Annotated in this window: 18 protein-coding genes; 1 reads left to right on the plus strand and 17 read right to left on the minus strand. The window is 37.9% G+C overall.

What is annotated here, in order from left to right:
* Window positions 1–31: 31 nt before the first annotated feature.
* From MHI04_RS16415 to citZ, 10 genes are all read right to left on the minus strand, one after another.
* The gene (locus tag MHI04_RS16415; RefSeq protein ID WP_036118944.1) at window positions 32–1042 is read right to left on the minus strand and encodes a protease modulator HflC; all 1011 of its coding nucleotides are present in this window, start codon (window positions 1040–1042) and stop codon (window positions 32–34) included.
* Entirely contained in the window at window positions 1042–2004 is a 963-nt protein-coding gene (gene hflK / locus MHI04_RS16420; RefSeq protein WP_036118942.1) for an FtsH protease activity modulator HflK, read from the minus strand. The genes MHI04_RS16415 and hflK overlap by 1 nt, the downstream gene beginning before the upstream one ends.
* A gap of 139 nt (window positions 2005–2143) precedes the next feature.
* Window positions 2144–2857, minus strand: coding sequence for an LrgB family protein (locus MHI04_RS16425; RefSeq protein ID WP_036118940.1), 714 nt, complete (start codon window positions 2855–2857; stop codon window positions 2144–2146).
* The gene (locus MHI04_RS16430; RefSeq protein WP_036118937.1) at window positions 2854–3222 is read right to left on the minus strand and encodes a CidA/LrgA family holin-like protein; all 369 of its coding nucleotides are present in this window, start codon (window positions 3220–3222) and stop codon (window positions 2854–2856) included. Before MHI04_RS16430 ends, MHI04_RS16425 begins: the two co-directional genes overlap by 4 nt.
* 365 nt (window positions 3223–3587) lie before the next feature.
* Entirely contained in the window at window positions 3588–5123 is a 1536-nt protein-coding gene (locus tag MHI04_RS16435; RefSeq protein ID WP_036118935.1) for an ATP-binding protein, read from the minus strand.
* A complete protein-coding gene (locus tag MHI04_RS16440; RefSeq protein WP_036118933.1) occupies window positions 5120–5836 on the minus strand; it encodes a response regulator transcription factor in 717 nt (238 codons plus the stop codon). Before MHI04_RS16440 ends, MHI04_RS16435 begins: the two co-directional genes overlap by 4 nt.
* A gap of 52 nt (window positions 5837–5888) precedes the next feature.
* The gene (locus MHI04_RS16445; protein ID WP_036118931.1) at window positions 5889–6329 is read right to left on the minus strand and encodes a MaoC/PaaZ C-terminal domain-containing protein; all 441 of its coding nucleotides are present in this window, start codon (window positions 6327–6329) and stop codon (window positions 5889–5891) included.
* A 186-nt stretch (window positions 6330–6515) separates the two neighbouring features.
* Complete coding sequence (mdh, locus tag MHI04_RS16450; RefSeq protein WP_036118928.1) at window positions 6516–7454, minus strand: malate dehydrogenase; 939 nt, start codon at window positions 7452–7454, stop codon at window positions 6516–6518.
* A gap of 179 nt (window positions 7455–7633) precedes the next feature.
* Window positions 7634–8896: an NADP-dependent isocitrate dehydrogenase gene (icd, locus tag MHI04_RS16455; protein ID WP_036118927.1), complete on the minus strand. Its 1263-nt coding sequence runs from the start codon at window positions 8894–8896 to the stop codon at window positions 7634–7636.
* Between the two features lie 79 nt (window positions 8897–8975).
* Complete coding sequence (gene citZ / locus MHI04_RS16460; RefSeq protein ID WP_036118926.1) at window positions 8976–10091, minus strand: citrate synthase; 1116 nt, start codon at window positions 10089–10091, stop codon at window positions 8976–8978.
* A gap of 250 nt (window positions 10092–10341) precedes the next feature.
* Between citZ and MHI04_RS16465 the strand changes: the two genes are divergently transcribed.
* A complete protein-coding gene (locus tag MHI04_RS16465; RefSeq protein WP_082673687.1) occupies window positions 10342–11307 on the plus strand; it encodes an AI-2E family transporter in 966 nt (321 codons plus the stop codon).
* Here MHI04_RS16465 and MHI04_RS16470 read toward each other — a convergent pair.
* The 7 genes from MHI04_RS16470 to dnaE form a co-directional block, all read right to left on the minus strand.
* On the minus strand, window positions 11291–11680 hold the full coding sequence (locus tag MHI04_RS16470) for an FxsA family protein (protein ID WP_051891590.1): 390 nt from the start codon (window positions 11678–11680) through the stop codon (window positions 11291–11293). The two genes, MHI04_RS16465 and MHI04_RS16470, sit on opposite strands and share 17 nt — an antisense overlap.
* A 201-nt stretch (window positions 11681–11881) precedes the next feature.
* On the minus strand, window positions 11882–13642 hold the full coding sequence (gene pyk / locus MHI04_RS16475; protein ID WP_271910704.1) for a pyruvate kinase: 1761 nt from the start codon (window positions 13640–13642) through the stop codon (window positions 11882–11884).
* 26 nt (window positions 13643–13668) lie between these two features.
* Window positions 13669–14628: a 6-phosphofructokinase gene (gene pfkA / locus MHI04_RS16480; protein WP_036118919.1), complete on the minus strand. Its 960-nt coding sequence runs from the start codon at window positions 14626–14628 to the stop codon at window positions 13669–13671.
* 323 nt (window positions 14629–14951) lie between these two features.
* Window positions 14952–15908 (minus strand): acetyl-CoA carboxylase carboxyltransferase subunit alpha, encoded by a 957-nt coding sequence (locus MHI04_RS16485; RefSeq protein WP_036118918.1) that lies wholly within the window; start codon window positions 15906–15908, stop codon window positions 14952–14954.
* A complete protein-coding gene (gene accD / locus MHI04_RS16490) occupies window positions 15901–16758 on the minus strand; it encodes an acetyl-CoA carboxylase, carboxyltransferase subunit beta (protein ID WP_036118916.1) in 858 nt (285 codons plus the stop codon). Before accD ends, MHI04_RS16485 begins: the two co-directional genes overlap by 8 nt.
* A 24-nt stretch (window positions 16759–16782) precedes the next feature.
* Window positions 16783–17424, minus strand: a complete 642-nt coding sequence (locus MHI04_RS16495; protein ID WP_340809335.1) for a GntR family transcriptional regulator — start codon at window positions 17422–17424, stop codon at window positions 16783–16785.
* A 131-nt stretch (window positions 17425–17555) separates the two neighbouring features.
* Window positions 17556–20639: a DNA polymerase III subunit alpha gene (dnaE, locus tag MHI04_RS16500; protein ID WP_342535029.1), complete on the minus strand. Its 3084-nt coding sequence runs from the start codon at window positions 20637–20639 to the stop codon at window positions 17556–17558.

Below are 20639 nucleotides of genomic sequence, written 5' to 3' on the forward strand. Positions count from 1 at the left end.
TCTTTCATAAGAGACGACTTTAATTGACTGTTTATTTTATATAACCAGACAAAATATTGGCATATGGTGAAGTAGAAGGTAAAATGATGACCGTATCTTCTCCAACCGTTTTCTTATATGATTCTAGCGTGCGGTATAAAGAATAAAATTCAGGATCTTGAGAGAATGATTTATTATAAATTTTTGCAGCTTCTGCTTCACCTTCAGCTTGAATAATGGCAGCTTCTTTATTGGCTGTAGCTAGCATTTCTTGTACTTCTTGATCTGTTTTGGCTTCAATACGACGTTTCTGAGCATCTCCCTCAGAAAGATATTTTTGGGCAATGGATTCACGATCTGAAATCATGTTCGTAAAAACAGATTGCTCATTTTCAGTTGGCAAATCAATGCGACGAATACGTACATCTACTACTTCAATGCCGTATTTATCGTTTGAAAGCAGTTCATTAACACGTTCAGTCACCGTATCATTAATGCTGCCTCTCGAAGAATCCTCATCATTAATTATTTGATTATAATCAATTCGTCCAAGCTCAGATCGAATAACAGAATAAATAAATTCTTCCATTCGTGATTCCACTTTTTCAATCGTCCCAGCATTAGAAATTAATAATTTTGGATCTGTAATACGCCATACAGCATAATTATCGATAATTATTCGCTTCTTATCCTTTGTATTAATCTCTTCTTCTGAAATTTCATATGTCATTTGGTTTTTTGGTAACTTAGTGACACTTTGAATAAATGGAATTTTCATATTTAAACCGGGTTCGCGCTCGAACTTAACAACCTCTCCGAACTGTCGAACAACTGCATATTCCGATTCCTTCACTATATAAATATTCGTTAATAAAATAATCACTAGAGCAAATACAGCTGTTAATGTTACAGCTAGAGAGATATACTTCTTTGGATTATTAGGACCTTTTTTTGACATTTTCACTACATTGTCCCCTGAGTCGCCTTCTGATGGAGCAGCTTTTTTACTTTTGCCCGATAAAAAATTGAGGAATTTGTCAAGATCCTTATTTTTTTGGTCCATTAGTTACCGCTCCCTTCTTTTTTCTCTGTTTGTGTCTGCTGAGGTTGTAGTGACTGTAGCGGCAAGTACTTCATCGTACTACCATCATCATTCATAATGTAAATTTGTGCTTTTGGTAAGACATTTTCTAGCGTCTCTAAAATTAAACGCTCACGTGTAATTTGTTGATTGCCTTTATACTGCTCATACATTTTATTAAAGACAGCTACATCACCTTGTGCTTGCTCAATACGAGCTGTTTTAGCACCTTTTGCCTTTGACATAATCGCATCTCGTTCACCCTGGGCTTCATTAATGCGTTGGTTTTCATATTTTTCAGCTTCATTTATTTTCGTATTTTTCATTTCACGTGCATCTGTAACAGCTGTGAATGCTGCACGCACATCTTTATTTGGCAATTCTACATCTTGTAATTTTACACCTAAAACACTAATTCCAATATCGTACTTTTCTATAAGAGATACTAATAATTGACGCGTTTTTGCTTCGATATCAGCTTTACCTTCTGTTAACGCTGCATCGATAGAAGAACTTCCGATAATAGAACGAATGGCACTCGATGTCGCGCTATGTAATATTCTTTCAGGATCTTGTGAATTAAATAGAAACTTATTAGGCTCAGTAATTTTCCATTGAACAACAAGGTCTGTTAAAACAATATTTTCATCCCCTGTAATCATCTTTGTTTCAGCATCGTAGGCCTCTAGATCTCCCTCTTTATTTTGCTTATAGCCAAATTGTAAACTAAATGTTTCTTTTGATAAAATTTCGACCGACTGCACTGGCCAAGGTAATTTAAAGTGAAGACCTGGATTTGTAACCATATCATCGGCACGACCAAATGTAATGACAACAGCTTGTTCTGATTCATCCACCGTGTACCATGATGTAAAAACTGTAATAAGTGCAATAATACCAAATATTCCAAGTCCAACTATCATTAGTGTCCTTTTCACACTCATGTCTATTCCTCCCTTTTGCTTAGTACTATTGTTTACGGGAGACCTTAAGAAAAAGTTTCAAAATATTTTCATATAATTATTTTTACGTGACGCTTTGTAAAAACATTTCTGAAGCAAGATAAAAAAATCCTGTTACCTTTTATGGCAACAGGATATTGATAACCAGATGTTCAAATACTGGGAAAATGGTTGTAGATAATACAATGCTGATTAAGGCGGCAACGATCATTGCCAGGCTAGCAAATGTTCCTTCTAGCTCGCCAATTTCAAATGCTTTAGAAGTACCAGTTCCATGAGCACCCATCCCAAGCATTAAGCCCCTAGATGAAGGTCTGTGGAAACGGCAAATTTTAATAACGATGGGTGCCAACAAGCTCCCTAAAATACCAGTCGTCATAACAAATACGGCTGTAAGAGTAGGGGAACCTCCAATCATATTTGAAATGTCCATCGCTATAGGTGTTGTTACTGAACGTGGCACTAAGCTATGCACCAACTCATCATTCAGCCCTACCACTAGAGCCATGATAAAGGATGATACGATAGCAACTGCAGAGCCAACCGCAATACTGACGAAAATTTCGAATGCGTGTTTTTTTAATAGATTCACATTTTTATAAATCGGAATCGCAAACGCAACGGTTGCTGGCCCTAGTAAATTTGTTAAAACATTCGCTCCAGTATTATAGGTTTTATAAGGTATGCCTGTCAGCAATAAAATACCTATAATCACTAAAGGCGTCATCAACATGGGTGATAACCATTCTTTTTTATATTTCTTATAGAACATTTTACAAATATAGAAAATAGCAATAGTTCCTAATAAGCTGATGGTAGCAATAAATAGACTCATACTGTATCACTCTTCTTTCGTTGCTCTAGCCATTGTGCTGTATAGCCCGTTACAAACATCACGACAATTGCACTTACAGCAATGACCAGCACAACCTTCATTCCTTGCACACCGAATAAAGCATGATAATCAATTACACCGATGGCAGATGGGATAAAGAATAGTAGGAGTTCACTTAGTAATACAGCTGCTCCTAATTCAATCCATTCAAGCTTGATTATATGAAACTGTAAAAGTAAAAATAATAGGACAAGCCCTATTATGCTCCCTGGAATCGGCAAGTGAAGTAGGCGTGCAATAGTATTTCCGATAAATAATAGGATGTAAAGATAGCCGATCTGCACGATACTTTTGACGATTTTCATGGTCATCCTTCTCTCATTTTTTTCTCTGCCTCAACAGTCAGAAAAACACAATTCAAATGAAAAGAAGGTTGATTCACTGACTGTCAAAGCGATGGTTTAACAAACAATTGCCAAAAAAATTGTTGTTAAACTTTATGCTACTATACTTTACACCTATTTTTCCTCCCTGTAAAACAGAAAAAGAATGTAGTGCCTAAAAAAGACACTACATTCTTTCTATGGTGAAAATAAAATCCTTATTAAAAAATCTCCAACTAGATAGTAGATTTTTTATGGTTATCGTCTTAACAATCATATAGGGGGTTTCTAGTAATTAGTATAGTACCCAAATATGAATATAACATGTTGTTCATGTAAAGGAATTGTTAATCTTTTGGAATCATGACAATCATTTTAGTCCCCATTCCGACTTCGCTTTCTACTTGAATACGACCATGATGGGCCTCTACAAGATGCTTCACAATCGCTAACCCTAATCCTGTTCCGCCAGAATTACGACTTCTTGCTCGGTCCACACGATAAAAACGCTCAAAAACACGAGCAATTTCATGCTTTTCAATACCGATTCCTTGGTCTTCTATTTCGATAATGCCATGTGTTTCATTTTCCTTTAAACGAATGGAAACAGTCGTATTTTCAGGAGAATATGTAATAGCATTGGTAATTAAATTCGTCACGATTTGAATAATACGGTTGGCATCTCCCATTACTTGGACATCTCGTTCGAAATCTACTTGGAAGCTCATATTTTTCTCATCTAACCGCGGTGCAGTCAGCTCTGCTCCACGGATTAAAACATCTTGTAAGCCCATCGGCATAATATTAACAGTAAAGCCATGCTGCTCAATTTTTGACAGCTCTAATAAATCTTGAATGAGCATTTGAAGTCGATTACTTTCTTTATAAATGATCTCTAAAAAGGAGATCAGCATTTTTTCATCCTTATAGGCCCCATCCAATAATGTTTCCGAAAAGCCTTTAATAGAAGTAATAGGTGTACGTAATTCATGTGATACATTAGCAACAAAGTCTTTTCGAATTTGCTCCAATCGAACAAGTTCCGTTATATCGTGCATAACGATAACAACGCCTAGCCATCGTCCATGATCCCCGATGACAGGTGCCCCGTAGACTTCTTTATTATAGAGCTCCTGCTGTATTTCCATTTTGATTTGTTGTCGATAAGGCATCTCTGTTAGAAAGACATGATCGATAAATTGCTCTAATGATTTTGGTAAACCTATTGTACGAAATACCTTTCCTTGTACATCATCAAGCTGCATATCAAAGCGCTCTAGAAATACCCGATTCACGATGGAAATATTTCCTTCACGGCCAATCATCATGAGAGAGCTTCCCATATTTTCAATTAGGGTCTTCAGTCGTTCTTCCTCTACTTCACGTATCGTCGTAATATCCTGTAAATTACGTGCTAAAATATTTATGGAATGACTGAGTGGTATCATGCGTTCATGTTCATTTTCATGGGCACGTGCACGGTAGTTTCCCTTGGCAAGCTCAAGAGCCGTTTCTGTCACGTTATCAATAGGTGCCGTAAAATTGCGAATCATATAACGGCTTACAATGGCGATTAAAATTAATGTGATGGTGAAAAGAACAGCTAGTACTAAGTAGAGTCGGGCATGCACATAGGACAACAAGGATTCCTCTTGTTTCATGCTCTGTACTGCATACAATGCTTCCTGATCTTCCTTTGATAATTCCATCTTGCGTTCATCGATTACTTGATCCATCGACGCCTGTAATTGCGTGGTTGCTTGTTCATTGTATTGCTTGATATAAACAGGAAAAAGCTGACCTATAACAATCATTAGGACAGCTAGTATCGTTCCAAGTAAAAGCATGAATGTCAAGAATAAGCGGTTGCTCATTGATTTCATGTCGTTTTCGGCTCCTCAAATTTATAACCTAGGCCTCTGATTGTTTTAATGAACATTGGCTTACGGCTATTTTCCTCGATTTTATCGCGAAGGTGGCTAATGTGTACATCCACAATTCGAGTATCGCCAGCAAAATCATATTTCCATACAGCACTTAATAGCTGATCACGTGTTAAAACTCGATTTTTATTTTCAAGTAAGTAAATAAGTAGCTCAAACTCTTTTGGTGTAAATTCCAATGCTTCGTCTTGTAAAAAAACTTCAAAACGCTCTGGAAACACTCTCAATTGTCCAAACTCATACATTTTTTCTTTAGGCTCATCCTTATCATCTACCACAACATTTTGTGTGAAACGTCTTAACACAGCCTTGACACGTGCCAATACTTCACGTGGACTAAAAGGCTTTGTCATATAATCATCTGCGCCTAGCTCAAGACCAAGAACTTTATCAAATTCGTCATCTTTTGCAGTTAACATAATGATAGGCGTATTCATACGTTGCTGTCGGATTTGTTTACATACCTCCATACCATCTAGTTTTGGAAGCATCAAATCCAAAAGAATTAAATTGGGCTGTAGGTCGATTGCTTTTTCAAGTCCTTCCTGACCATCAGCAGCCGTTTCAACGACATAGCCAGCCTGTTCTAAATTATATTTCAATAATGTTGCAATCGAAAATTCATCTTCAATAACTAAAATTGTTTTTGTCATGTATAATGCCTCCGTAAGTGATTTGAAACCCCCATTTCAAATCTCAAGACGTCTATAATATAAGCGGTGGTGTCACCAACAGCATCCCTTCAATCACAAGCTCCTTTTGCTCATTATATGAGTGTACAGATACCGTAATCGTATTGTCGTATTTATTGACTGCCGTTACCTCTAAAAGCGTATCAAATAATTCATAATGATAGAGAGGACCTAAATATTTTAAATGTTGCTCAATAATTCGCGCACCTGGCCCCGGAATATACTTGGACACAGCTGATGTAATAATTCCATTTAACATAATTGTCGGCACAATTGGTTTTTGAAAAGGTGTCATCGCCGCATAATCATGTTGAATATAAAGCGGATTACTATCGTTTGTCAGCCCTAAATACAGCAATAAATCCCTATCCTCGATTTTTTCTGTTATATGGATCTTCTCGCCAACTGTAATTTCATCGATTGTGAGACCAAGTTTACTATTTTTTTGAAGCAAAGATACGCCAACCCCTTTTCTATCATACTACATTCATAGTATCAATTTTATGCTAAAAGTACAATGAAAAGCAGAAGGACCTTAAGCTTCCTAACACTTGAACATAAAAAAACGAGCAGGAATTATCCTGCTCGTTTTCGAGTAAGCTCGAAAAAATCTGCTTAATAACGCTGATGCATTATTCATTTACACTAAAATTTTCATCACATTACGGACTGCATCTGCCGATTGGTCTAAAGCTGCCTTTTCTTTGTCCGTTAACTCAAGCTCAAAGATTTTTTCAATACCATTGGCTCCAAGTAAAGTAGGAACGCCTAAGTATAAATCATGGTAGCCATATTCACCTTCTAAATAAGCGATAGATGGCAAAATACGTTTCTGATCTTTAATAATGGCTTCAGCCATTTCAATCAGTGCCGCAGCTGGCGCATAATAGGCAGAACCATTGCCAAGTAAGTTGACAATTTCTGCTCCACCATTGCGTGTACGATCAACAATCTCTTCCAAACGTTCGGCAGAAATTAATGTTTCTAACGGAATACCACCTGCAAATGAATAGCGTGTTAATGGCACCATTGTGTCACCATGACCACCCAATACAAATCCAGTAATGTCTTTCACTGAAATATTGAGCTCTTGTGCTACAAATGCACAGAAACGAGCTGTATCAAGAACACCCGATTGACCGATAACACGATTTTTCGGGAAGCCAGTTTCTTTGTATACTGTATAAGTCATGGCATCAACTGGATTTGTCAGTACAAGGATTGTAGCATTTGGTGAATGCGTAGCAATTTCTTTTGAAACAGTTTTCATGACACCTTGATTGATTTGAACGAGATCATCACGACTCATACCTGGTTTACGCGCAACACCAGCAGTAATGATGACTACATCCGAATCAGCCGTATCTGCATAATTGGAAGTGCCTTGTACATAAGAATCAAACCCTTGTATTGGTGCTGCTTCCCACATATCTAGTGCCTTTCCCTTTGTTGGGTTTTCTGCTTGTGGAATATCCACTAATACGACATCACCAAGTTCTTTCTGAGCTGCTAAAAATGCTGCCGTAGCGCCTGTAAAGCCGCCACCGATTACTGAGATTTTTTTACGTTTCAGAGACATTTTGAATACGCTCCTTTAAAATTAGGTTATATATTTTAAAAGAGGGAGGAGACATACATCTCACTCCCTCGTTTAAACAAGTTTATCGTAAATATTCAATTTAAATTTACTTTCACCCTAATTATATCGGCAGAATAAACTATCCGCTTTAGTGATAATTCCTATTTTAGAATAGAAAATTATAGGTTTTTGATTAACTCGTTCGCGAATTCTGAACATTTCACTTCTGTAGCGCCGTCCATTAAACGTGCGAAGTCATAAGTTACAACTTTAGAAGAAATTGTTTTCTCAACAGATTTAGTGATCATGTCAGCAGCTTCTTGCCATCCTAAGTGTTCAAGCATTAATACACCTGAAAGTAAAACTGATGATGGGTTTACTTTATCTTGGCCAGCATATTTTGGAGCTGTACCGTGAGTAGCTTCGAAGATTGCATGTCCAGTTACATAGTTGATGTTCGCGCCTGGAGCGATACCGATACCACCAACTTGTGCAGCTAGAGCATCAGAAATATAGTCACCGTTTAAGTTCATTGTAGCTACTACATCGAACTCAGTTGGACGAGTTAAAATTTGTTGTAAGAAGATATCAGCGATAGAATCTTTCACTAAGATTTTACCAGCTGCTAAAGCGTCAGCTTGCGCTTTGTTTGCTGCTTCTTCACCTTGCTCAGCTTTGATAGCATCATATTGATTCCAAGTGAATGTTTGATCAGCAAATTCTTTTTCAGCTAATTCATAACCCCATTTTTTGAATCCACCTTCAGTGAATTTCATGATGTTACCTTTATGAACTAAAGTAACAGATGGGCGTTTATGTTTAATTGCATATTCGATAGCAGAACGTACTAAACGCTCAGTACCTTCTTTAGATACAGGTTTTACACCAATACCAGAAGTTTCTGGGAAACGGATTTGGTTTACACCAAATTCAGTTTGTAGGAAGTTGATGATTTTTTGAGCTTGTTCAGAGCCAGATTCGAATTCAATACCAGCATAGATGTCTTCTGTGTTTTCGCGGAAGATAACCATGTCAACGTCTTCTGGGCGTTTAACTGGAGAAGGCACTCCATCAAAGTGACGTACTGGACGTAAGCATACATATAAGTCAAGTTGTTGACGTAATGCTACGTTTAGAGAGCGGATACCACCACCGATTGGCGTAGTAAGAGGACCTTTGATTGCAATTAAGTATTCGTTAATTTTGTCTAAAGTTTCTTGTGGTAACCATTCACCAGTTTGGTTAAATGCTTTTTCACCAGCTAAAACTTCTAACCATTCGATTTTCTTTTCACCGTTATAAGCTTTTTCTACAGCTGCATCGATTACGCGTGATGCTGCTGCCCAGATATCTGGACCAATTCCATCACCTTCGATGAAAGGAATTACTGGATTATTTGGTACATTAAGTACGCCATTTTCAACTACAATTTTGTTTGACATTCTGTTGCCTCCTAAATTCATAATCATAGGACTGTGTTAGTGATAACACAGTCCCAAACATTCTAGCATATTTTCCAAATTAGCGCTCGCTGATTGGAATATATTTTTGCATGCCTGGTCCAACATATTCAGCACGTGGACGGATTAGGCGGTTGTTTGCATATTGCTCAAGGATGTGTGCCACCCAACCTGAAGTACGAGATACTGCGAAAATTGGTGTGAACAGGTCATGATCAATACCTAAAGAATCATACACTGACGCAGAGAAGAAATCTACGTTTGCAGGTAATTTCTTTTGTTCCACGATCATGTCATGGATTTTAACTGACATCTCATATAGCTCTGGTTTACCAGTTAGCTCAGTTAATTTTTTAGACATTACACGTAAATGTGGTGCACGAGGGTCGCCTTTACGATATACGCGGTGACCGAAGCCCATGATTTTTTCTTTGTTGTCTAATTTATTTTGAATGTAAGATTCAACATTTTCAAGTGAGCCGATTTCAGATAACATTTTCATCACTTGCTCATTTGCTCCACCATGAAGTGGTCCTTTTAATGCACCGATTGCTGCTGTTACACCCGAATAAACGTCTGATAAAGTAGCTACACATACACGTGCTGTAAATGTAGATGCGTTTAATTCATGGTCAGCATGTAATACTAATGCTTTGTCAAATGCTTCAATTTCAATAGCTGCTGGCTCTTCGCCTTTTAGCATGTATAAGAAGTTTGCAGCATATCCTAATTCAGGTTTTGGCTCAACTGGCTCTAAACCTTTACGAACACGTGCAAATGCAGTTACTGCTGTAGCAATTTTAGCTTGTAGACGAATTGCTTTACGGTAGTTTGCTTCTGGATCCATAACATCCGCTTCTTCATCGAATACACCAAGTAAAGATACTGCAGTACGCAATGCAGCCATTGGATGTACAGTTGAAAGTGGGTATGTTTTGAATTGGTCGACAATCGCTTGCGGAATTGACATATTGTCTGCCAATTGTTGTTTTAATTCAGCTAGCTCGTCCTCTTTTGGTAAACGAGTATGCCATAACAAGTAAATTACCTCTTCGAATGACGCATTTTCTGCTAAATCATCAATGTTGTAACCAACATATGTAAGTGTGTCATCGATAATTGAACTGATTTTAGATTCCGCTGCTACGATACCTTCTAAACCTTTAGTTGCTGACATAAATTATCGCTCCCTCATATTTAAACTTTGTTATAAATGCGTTTTTTTTGTTGCATTTATGGTTTTTGCTCATATGAACCATTAAGTAAATCGCTTACATTGCTATTATAATCATTTTTGACAGCTTTGTGAATGAAAATCCTCCAAATAAAGAAAAAGACGTCCGAACGACTATATATTTGTTCCAAAGAGATTTTTTTGTATATTTTGACAATCGTATTATCAATTGATTTGAGGTGAATTTGTAAAAATGAGGAATTTAAAGTATTTTTCATATGAAAGAACTACAAGTGTTTTACTTTTTATTTTTTATTTAGTAATACTTTGGTTTGTATTACCTGTTTCACTTGCAATTTTTTTATCCTTTTCGACGTATCCTGTTATAAATTTCTTACATAAATATTGTAGGATTGCCTATTGGATCGCAGCAATTATTGTGGAAGTACTCATATTAACTTGTATTTTTCTTCTTGTCGTCATATCCATTAACAGTATCATTGTTATCTTTCCAGAAATTCGAGAGACATTACAAAATTTCCCGCTTTTTAGTGAATATGAATCCATGTTTGTACAAGTATTAAAAGAAAAGTCACTGTCCATATTTGATTCTATCATCATTTACACAGCAGATCTTTTCCAAGTATTAATGAAGCATGTTATCGAGGTGTTTATCTTTTTAGTCGCTTATTATTTCGCTTTATTAGAGACACGGAAATCACGCTATTGGTTTTTTCAATATGTCCCTAAGAAATATCGCCATGAGTGGCAATCTCATTTTGCAAAAATCATGCAACTCTTTCATTACTTCTTATTCGTGGAGTTTCAATTATTCACCATTACCCTACTAATCCTTTGTGCAGGGTTTATGATCCTCCAGTTTGAACAAGCCATCATTAAAGCTTTTATTGTAGCATTTGCAGATGTATTACCATTTTTCGGAATCGGTGTTTTTCTTGTACCAATGAGCATTTATTTTTATTTCAACGGCAACACCTTTTTATGTGTAGCCATTTTACTACTGTATTTATTTGTTCAATTAACAAGGCAGCTAGCTGATTCAATGCTTTGGTCCAATACGCTACAATTACGTACATTCCATACATTTTTTATCAGTGCTGCCTCTATTCTATTGTTTGGCTTTTATGGGATCTTGCTTAGCCCTATCTTTTTATTTTTAGCAGTAAAGCTAAAGGAAAACTCTATCTTTGAACGATAATGAATTGGCCTTTTTTCATTTTTTTACGCATCCAGTAATAGACAACTGGTTGGAACATTTTTCGAGAAAATGGCATGAGCAATAGTAGACCAATAAGATCTGTTAAAAATCCTGGTAATGCTAAAAGCAAACCACCACTAAACGTTAATAATGCATCCACTAAAGCAGCACCTGGTGCCTCTCCGCGTGCCAACGTATTTTTTACATTTTGGACAGAATTCATACCCTTATTCTTCATGACATAAATACCAATAACGCTCGTTGCAATAATGAGCAATAAAGTACTTAAAACACCAATATTTTGTCCAATGACTATTAATAACGCCAATTCGGCTAAAGCGTAGACAACGAAACCAAGAAAAATTTTACGCATATTTTTCTCCTTTCTACATGAAAAGCTATACCTTTTATACGTTATTATAGCCCATTTAGTTTCATAAAAAAATGAATACCTTCATTCAAAGAGAATGTCTATTCCTTAGTATTGATAGAGAAAAGAAGTTACCACAAAATGTGTACAACCTTATTTAAAAGCTCTAGTACAAAAAATCGCACTAGAGCTTTTCGTTACTTGTTAAAGAACACTCGCATGTCCTTTGTAAATAACTCCTGTTTCAGCGTCCATTGTAATCTCTTGATCATGACGTATTAATGTTGTGGCTTCTTTTACGCCCACAATTACTGGAATACCAAGGCTTAGACCAACAACTGCTGCATGACTCGTTAGACCACCTTCTTCAGTAATCAGACCAATACAATTTTCTATAGCTGGCATCATATCTCGATCAGATCCAACTGTTACAAGGATGCATCCTTCTGTATCGTAAGCAAGTGCCTCAGCAGCATTTTTGGCAACGACTGTCTTCCCTACAACGGAGGCTTTGCCAATCCCTTGACCACGAGCTAGTAAATCTCCGATAATGTGTACTTTCATTAAGTTTGTTGTACCTGCTTCACCTACTGGCACACCCGCTGTAATGACAACAGCATCTCCGTGCGTAACGAAACCATGTTTCAAGCTTTCATCTACAGCTAGCTCTAAAATTTCATCTGTTGTTGTCACTCGTTGACAAACAATTGGATACACACCCCATACTAATGTTAAAGTATTGGCTGTATTTGGAGAGCCTGTCACTGCAACAATTTGCACACCTGGTCGATACTTGGCGATCATTCTTGCTGTATTACCACTTTCAGTTGGTGCTAATACGGCTTTTACCCCTAAATTGATAGATGTATATGCTACTGCTTGAGAGATAGCCTCCGTCATATTCGCTTCTTTTTCACGACTACGGGCAGAAACAATTTTTCGATAGTCTAAAGAATTTTCAGTATGCTGTGCAATTTTATTCATTGTTTGAACTGATTCTACTGGATAAAGACCCGCAGCAGTTTCACCTGATAGCATGATGGCATCTGTTCCATCGATGATTGCGTTCGCTACATCACTTGCTTCTGCACGTGTTGGACGTGGGTTACGCTGCATAGAATCTAACATTTGTGTTGCCGTAATAACCGGTTTACCTACTTGATTACATTTTAAAATCAATTTCTTTTGAACAAGTGGTACTTCTTCTGCTGGAATTTCAACACCAAGATCTCCACGAGCAACCATTAATCCATCAGATACTAGGATGATTTCGTCGATATTATCGACACCCTCTTGGTTCTCGATTTTCGGGATAATTTGAATATGACTACCACCATTTTGTTCAAGCAATTCACGGATTTCAAGCACATCCTTTGCACGACGAACAAATGAAGCAGCAATAAAGTCTACACCTTGCTCAATACCGAATAGAATATCTTGCGCGTCTTTTTCTGTGATCCCTGGTAGCTGTACAGAAACACCTGGTACATTTACACCTTTTTTATTTTTTAGGACGCCAGCATTTTCAACAATCGTATGAATTAAACCTTTTTCCAGATCAGTTGCTAATACGCGTAACTGAATAAGACCATCATCAAGTAAAATAATTGAGTTTTGCTCAACATCTTCAATTAAACGCTCATATGTGACAGAGAAGCTTGTCTCAGTACCTTCTACTTCAGTCATTGAAATATCAATCACTTGGCCTGCTGCTAAATGTAGCTCACCATTTTTCATATTATGTGTACGAATTTCAGGTCCTTTTGTATCAAGTAAAATTCCTACTGGTTTGTTTAACTTTTGTGCCACTTCACGAATTAATTGAATACGCCCTGCATGTTCTTCATGAGATCCGTGTGAAAAATTCAAGCGGGCTACATTCATACCTGCTTCCATTAATTTTTCTAAAGTTTCTGCCGACTCACTTGCAGGTCCGATTGTACATACGATTTTTGTTTTTCTCATTTTTGCCCACTCCGTTTTATAACAAATTATATTGATAGTTCTTTCATTAGTGTATAAAGGCTTACATCTGCCTCATGATTTTTTTCAAAAGCTTCTGGCATATCATAATCAATGACTTGGTGATTACGAATACCTACTGCTCGACCAGCCTTGCCTTCCATTAGCAATTCAACTGCATGTGCACCAAATTGACTTGCCAATACTCGATCTCGTGCGGTCGGTGAACCGCCTCGTTGAATATGACCTAGCACTGAAACGCGTGTTTCTTTTCCTGTTTTTTCATTTAACAACTTTGCCAGCTCACTGCCAGACATGACCCCTTCTGCTACAATAATAATGCTATGTTTTTTACCACGTGCAGCTCCACGGTCTAAGCGTGCTACAATATCATCTAAATTATAATCTTCCTCTGGAATTAACACTGTTTCAGCACCAGCAGCAAGGCCTGCCCACAAGGCGATATCACCTGCATCACGCCCCATGACCTCAACAATGAAAGAATTTTCATGAGATGTAGCTGTATCTCGGATTTTATCGATGGATTCTACGACTGTATTAAGAGCCGTATCAAAACCGATTGTATATTCCGTTCCTGGAATATCATTGTCGATTGTTCCTGGCACCCCTACAACAGGGAAACCTTTTTTTACTAAATCCATTGCACCTCGATAAGACCCGTCACCACCAATGACAACAAGTCCTTCAATTCCAGCAGCTCTTAAATTGTCAATACCTTGTTGTTGGATAGCATCCTCTTTAAACTCTGGACATCTGGCCGAATTTAAATGCGTACCACCACGCTGAATAATACCACCAACTGCACCTAAATCAAGTTCTTCCATATATCCTTTTATTAAGCCTTCATAACCATGCTTAATTCCGACAACATCAATCCCATGAAACGCTGCCTTACGAACGACCGCTCGAATAGCCGCGTTCATTCCAGGCGCATCTCCACCACTAGTTAATACAGCAATTTTTTTCATTGTCGAACCTCCTGCAGTTACTATTATTATTCACATTAACATGAAAAAACAAACTATGTAAGGGCTCTGAGGATACAAAAACATAACTTTTACATAAAAAATGAAAAGAATGCGCTTTCACACACTCTTTCCATTCCAAAACATCCTAAATCTAACATTTCTTCAAGAAGTCTGGCGTTTATCATGCGCTATTATCTTCTTTAATTTTTATAGCCTTTTAATATGTTAAGATACAAATTTTGTCTCTTTACGAGCAAATTTATACGCTTAGATTTTTTATACACGATCAGATAAGAGCATTCATTTGTTATGAACAACTATGTTTACGCTTCTGTATATTGTCCTATTTTTTTGAATTTTTCATAACGATCTTCAATTAATTGTTCTCCATTTAGAGAATTTAATGTATGAAGTGTGTCGCTAATGCATTCTTTAATAGAAAGAGCCTGTTTTGCCACATTGCGATGGGCACCACCGATTATTTCAGGGATAATGCCATCTATTACACCAAGTTCTTTTAAATCTGGTGCTGTAATGCGCATAGCTTCTGCCGCTTGCTTAGCAAGGCTACCATCACGCCATAGAATTGAAGCTGCGCCTTCAGGAGAAATAACGGAATATGTTGAGTTCTCTAGCATAAAGACACGGTTTGCTACACCTAGTGCTAGTGCACCACCACTTCCTCCTTCACCAATGACGATACTAATAACAGGTACAGTTAAGCCTGCCATTTCAACAAGATTTCTAGCAATTGCTTCACTTTGTCCTCGTTCTTCAGCAGCTTTACCTGGGTAAGCACCTTTTGTATCAATAAAACAAATAATCGGTCGCTTAAATTTTTCAGCTTGCTTCATCAAACGTAGCGCTTTACGATAGCCCTCTGGATGCGGCATACCAAAATTACGGCGTATATTTTCTTTTGTCGATTTACCACGCTGATGACCAATAATCGTTACTGGCTGCCCTTCAAAAATGGCAATCCCACCTAGAATAGCTGCATCGTCACCAAACGTACGGTCACCATGCAGTTCAATAAAGTCTTCACACATCGCTTCAATATATTGTAAAGTTGTTGGTCTTTCTGGGTGTCTTGCTACCTGCACACGATCCCAAGGCTTCATATTGGCATAAATCGATTGCTCTAATTGCGATAAACGTGTTTCAAGCTTTTCGATTTCTCCTGACATATCTACATCTGCTTCAGCAGCAATTGTTTTTAATTCATCAATTTTCTCTCGTAATTGTACGACTGGTTCTTCAAATGCTAAATTTTTAGGCATGTTGGACGCCACCTTTCGTATGCATTTTTACAAGTAATGAAACTTGTTTACGTAAATCCTTGCGAGGGAAGATAGCATCAAGCTGACCATGCTCTAATAAAAATTCTGCTGTTTGGAAATCGCTTGGCAATTTTTCTCTTACTGTTTCTTCAATAACACGACGACCTGCAAAGCCAATTAATGCTTGTGGCTCGGCAATATTTATATCACCAACAGAAGCAAAGCTTGCGGAAACTCCACCCGTTGTTGGATGCGTTAAAATAGAAATGAACAATAAACCATGATCACTGTGACGCTTTAAAGCCACACTTGTTTTAGCCATCTGCATTAATGACAATACGCCCTCTTGCATACGAGCACCACCACTAGCAGTAAAGATGATAAATGGCACACCTAATGCTGTTGCCTTTTCTATTGCTCGCGTGATTTTTTCACCCACAACGGAGCCCATTGAACCCATGCGGAAATGAGAATCCATAATTGCTACGACGATTTCTTCGCCATCTAACGTTCCGACACCCGTTAGGACAGCCTCATTTAAACCTGTTTTCTCTTGGTCGGCTGAAATTTTTTCTACATAGGCTGGGAAATTAAGGGGATTACTTGTTTGTAAATGATCATCCATTGATTCGAATGAGCCTTCATCTAAAAAATAGTCCACACGCTCTTGTGCTGTCATTTTGAAATGGTGACTACATTTTGTACATACTTTATCGTTTTTTTCTAATTCCTTTGTCAGTTGAATGTGACGACATTCAGGACATTTCGTCATTAACCCTTCTGGAAATGTCTTTTCTTGTCCGTCCTCTTTCTTTTTTCGATTACCACTAAATAAGCTGCGTATTGCCATGTTCGACTCCCCCTTTGTTGTTAGCTAAATGCTTTGTACAGTACTCATCCACTGTTCATAAGCTTTCAATGCTTCTTTTTCGTACCCAAGCTGCATCGATTTTAACATCGTTTGAATGATTAATTTTTCATCTTCTGTTGAGTTTCGATTTAAACGGTCGCCATCATAAGCTGCTAATTGAAACCAGATTTTTAAAGAAAGACGATTCCCTGTCGTAATCAATAACTCTCGTAAAATATCTCGACAATTAACCGCTCCCTCTATTTCTAGTTTCACAAAAAAACCATCCCACACAGGTAGTGTGCGAAGAATCTCTGTACAACTTATTACGCGGATTGCTTCCATTTCATGAATTTGTCGCGTTAATGCGACATCTTTCTTCGATTTTTCATCTTCTAATATAAACATCGACAGTATTTCTACGAGCTGATGCTTATGTGTGGACGCAAGAAAAGTACCACCACCGTGTCTTGTTTCAATAAGCCCTAGCAATTCTAAGCTTCGCAAAGCCTCTCTCACAGAGGATCGCCCGACACCTAGACGCTCTGATAGAACTCGTTCGGAGGGTAGTTTTTCACCTGCTTGGATTTTTTCCATTTTAATGAGTTGACGTAGTTGTTGGACGATTTCTAAAAACACTTTTTTTTGTTCGGTTTTTTTATCCATACGACTAACTCCCCTTATCAAAAAAGTGGTCTGACCACTTTTTAACGTTGATTCTAGCTTACAAAAGAACCGTTCAAAAGTAAAGGAAAAACTGCATAAAATTTATGCAGTTTCTATATTCTTGTTTCATTTCATATCTTTTTTGTCGCTTGTGCATGTTTTACTTTGATTTGTAGCTTACCAAAACGCCTCTCCAACACACCATCAATTACTAGCATCTCATCCTCTAGCAATAAATCTTGGACAAGTTGAAAAACTTGAGGGAATAATGTAATCGAAACAGCTCCATACTCATCCTGTAGCTGAACGAAAGCCATTTGCTCCCCTTTTTTTGTACGAATTTTTTTCACTTCTTCAATCATACCAATCATTTTTACATAACTACCATCACGAAGTTGCTTTAACTCGCGACAAGTACTATTGACATCATGCCAGTGTAGTCTTTCTTGTGCTACTGGATGGGTAGAAATATAAAAGCCTAAGCTTTCCTTCTCATGTACTAATTTTTCCTTTTGAGACATCTCTTCTGCCTGCATATATTTTGGCTTACCAAAACTAAGTGTCATAGCTGATGCCAGATCTATATCTTCAGTAGGTCTTAATAACTCCGCATGTTTTAAGGCTGCGTCTACTGTCATGAGAAGAACAGCCCTGTCCTTCTCAAGATAATCAAGCGCTCCAGCATAGATTAATGCTTCCATCACTTTAGCTTTAAAATGCTGTGCACTTAAGGCAACAGCCAAATCAAACATATTATTCAGTACTTCTGGACTTGTTTGACGTAGCGTATTCACTTTCTCTATCAGTGTATGGGGCACACCTTTGATGCCAGATAAGCTATAGCGAATACCTTCATTTTCTACTGTAAAATACTTTGTACTGTTTTTTAAAGAAGGTGGATAAAATGGGATGCCTTTATCCTTTGCCTCATGGACAAGTTGTTGAATCTTATCGACATTACCTGTTGCATTAGATAATAACGCTGCATAAAAGCTTCGAGGGAAATGCGCCTTTAAATAGGCCATTTGATAGGAAATGACACTATAGGCAACCGCATGACTTTTAGGGAAACCATAATCCGCAAAACGCACAATCAGTTCATAGACTTCTTCCGCTACTTGCTGATCAAAGCCTTGCTGTAATGCCCCTTGAATAAATGCAGCACGTTGCTCCTCTAAAACTTGACGATCTTTTTTACTCACTGCACGGCGCAGTAAATCGGCTTGTCCCATTGTAAATCCTGCGAGAACTGAGGCAATTTTAATAATCTGCTCTTGATAGACAATTACACCAAATGTCTCTTGTAAAATAGGCTCTAACACTGGATGGGGCATCGTAACCATTTCTTTGCCAGCTTTTCTTCTTGCATAGACCGGAATAAAATCCATTGGACCAGGACGATAAAGTGCATTTATAGCTACAATATCTAAAAAGTTCGTAGGTTGGATATCACGTAAAGCTTGTTTCATTCCGTCTGATTCTAATTGAAAAATCCCTAGCGTATCCCCTTTTTGTAAAAGTTGAAACGTCTTTTCATCATGCATAGGGATTCGTTCAAATTCTATCCAAGGTCCTCCCACTTTATAAATAGACCAACGTATTTGCTCTAAAATGGTGAGATTACGCAAGCCTAAAAAATCCATTTTGACGAGACCGCACGCTTCAATATCTCCCATCGGCCATTGCGTACTATAAATACCATCATGCCCTTCTTCAATTGGTACCGTATTCACTAATGGCGAAGGGGCGATGACAATACCAGCTGCATGTGTAGAGGAATTTCTAGGCAGACCTTCTAATTTTAGCGCTACCTCGAACCATCGCTGATGCTTTTCATTGTCTGCAAGCCAGTTTTGAAAGTCATGTGATTCTGCCATAGCTCTTTGCAATGTAATACCAGGCTTATTTGGAATCATCTTCGAAATTTTTTCTAATGTCTCTGCCTCAAAACCAAAAACCCTTGCAACATCCCTCGCAACTGCCTTTGCAGACAGTGTGCCAAATGTAATAATTTGCGCAACATTGGCTTTGCCATATTTTTGGGCAACATACTGAATCACTTGATGTCTTTTACTATCAACAAAATCAATATCAATATCAGGTAAAGTAATTCTTTCAGGGTTTAAAAAACGTTCAAATAATAAACCATAGGCAAGTGGATCTACTTGTGTAATGGCGAGGCTATATGCCACAAGGGAACCTGCGGACGAACCACGACCAGGTCCAGTCAAAATGCGATTTTCTTTCGCATAGTGCATAAAATCCGCGACAACTAAAAAATAGTCAGCAAAGCCCATGGAACAAATAATTTCAAGCTCATATTGTAGCCGTTCCCGATAGGCTGTAGGTATCGTCATTTGCTGAAATCTTTCTTCTAATCCTGTAAATGCTTCCTTCATCAGCAAGCTTTCAGCTGTTTCATCTACAGGTACAGGAAATTTAGGCATTTGCACAGACATTTCAGGTACAACAGCTTTACAGCTAGCAAGCATTTGTACACTTGCTTCAAGCCACTGTGGATGATCAGCAAACCAATTTTGCCATTCATCTGCTGTCGGTGCAAAATAGCCTTGCACATCGGCCGTTAGCATAGTGTTTCCTAGCTTATCACCTGTATCAATTGCTCTTGCTACTTCATAAGCAAAATGATCTTCTGGACGTAAAAAATAACAGCTTTGAGTGGCAACAAGCGGAATAGACTGTTCTTCGCACCAAATCACTATTTCTTCTTCATTCGCTGTTTTTACTCCATCTGGTCTAGCGATGCCCACATATAATTGCTGTTGAAATAGCTGAATTAAAGCAGTGACCGCAGTATGCCAATCCTCTAAATCTGCAAAATCATTTGTGGAAAGCAGAGCTATACAACCCGCTGCGTATCCCTCAAGCCACTTCCAAGGCAACACTTCGTCTTGTCTAATGGATATAGCACTACTAATCTTTAATAGCTGTTGATAGCCCTCCTGCGTTTGTGCATACAGAACAAGAGGGATGGTTTTCTCATGCCACTGTACGTTAACGGAAAGCCCAATGACAGCGTGGATACTTGCTTGCTGCAATGCTTTACAAAAAGGCAAAAGCCCGTACAATTTCGTATTAACGATTGCACAGGCCTGTGTCTTTTGCTCTTGTAAAAAAGGAATCAATTGCTCAAGCCGAATTGTGCTTTTCAATAAATCCGCGCTCGTATACATTTTCGTATATACATGTGTCAA

Source organism: Lysinibacillus sp. FSL K6-1151 (assembly GCF_038630755.1).
Lineage (GTDB): Bacteria > Bacillota > Bacilli > Bacillales_A > Planococcaceae > Lysinibacillus > Lysinibacillus fusiformis_D.

Excerpts from the sequence above, each read along its gene's own strand:
- MHI04_RS16415 (WP_036118944.1), bottom strand. The coding sequence starts at position 1,042 with ATGGACCAAAAAAATAAGGATCTTGACAAATTCCTCAATTTTTTATCG.
- hflK (WP_036118942.1), bottom strand. The coding sequence starts at position 2,004 with ATGAGTGTGAAAAGGACACTAATGATAGTTGGACTTGGAATATTTGGT.
- MHI04_RS16425 (WP_036118940.1), bottom strand. The coding sequence starts at position 2,857 with ATGAGTCTATTTATTGCTACCATCAGCTTATTAGGAACTATTGCTATT.
- MHI04_RS16430 (WP_036118937.1), bottom strand. The coding sequence starts at position 3,222 with ATGAAAATCGTCAAAAGTATCGTGCAGATCGGCTATCTTTACATCCTA.
- MHI04_RS16435 (WP_036118935.1), bottom strand. The coding sequence starts at position 5,123 with ATGAAATCAATGAGCAACCGCTTATTCTTGACATTCATGCTTTTACTT.
- MHI04_RS16440 (WP_036118933.1), bottom strand. The coding sequence starts at position 5,836 with ATGACAAAAACAATTTTAGTTATTGAAGATGAATTTTCGATTGCAACA.
- mdh (WP_036118928.1), bottom strand. The coding sequence starts at position 7,454 with ATGTCTCTGAAACGTAAAAAAATCTCAGTAATCGGTGGCGGCTTTACA.
- icd (WP_036118927.1), bottom strand. The coding sequence starts at position 8,896 with ATGTCAAACAAAATTGTAGTTGAAAATGGCGTACTTAATGTACCAAAT.
- citZ (WP_036118926.1), bottom strand. The coding sequence starts at position 10,091 with ATGTCAGCAACTAAAGGTTTAGAAGGTATCGTAGCAGCGGAATCTAAA.
- MHI04_RS16465 (WP_082673687.1), top strand. The coding sequence starts at position 10,342 with ATGAGGAATTTAAAGTATTTTTCATATGAAAGAACTACAAGTGTTTTA.
- MHI04_RS16470 (WP_051891590.1), bottom strand. The coding sequence starts at position 11,680 with ATGCGTAAAATTTTTCTTGGTTTCGTTGTCTACGCTTTAGCCGAATTG.
- pyk (WP_271910704.1), bottom strand. The coding sequence starts at position 13,642 with ATGAGAAAAACAAAAATCGTATGTACAATCGGACCTGCAAGTGAGTCG.
- pfkA (WP_036118919.1), bottom strand. The coding sequence starts at position 14,628 with ATGAAAAAAATTGCTGTATTAACTAGTGGTGGAGATGCGCCTGGAATG.
- MHI04_RS16485 (WP_036118918.1), bottom strand. The coding sequence starts at position 15,908 with ATGCCTAAAAATTTAGCATTTGAAGAACCAGTCGTACAATTACGAGAG.
- accD (WP_036118916.1), bottom strand. The coding sequence starts at position 16,758 with ATGGCAATACGCAGCTTATTTAGTGGTAATCGAAAAAAGAAAGAGGAC.
- MHI04_RS16495 (WP_340809335.1), bottom strand. The coding sequence starts at position 17,424 with ATGGATAAAAAAACCGAACAAAAAAAAGTGTTTTTAGAAATCGTCCAA.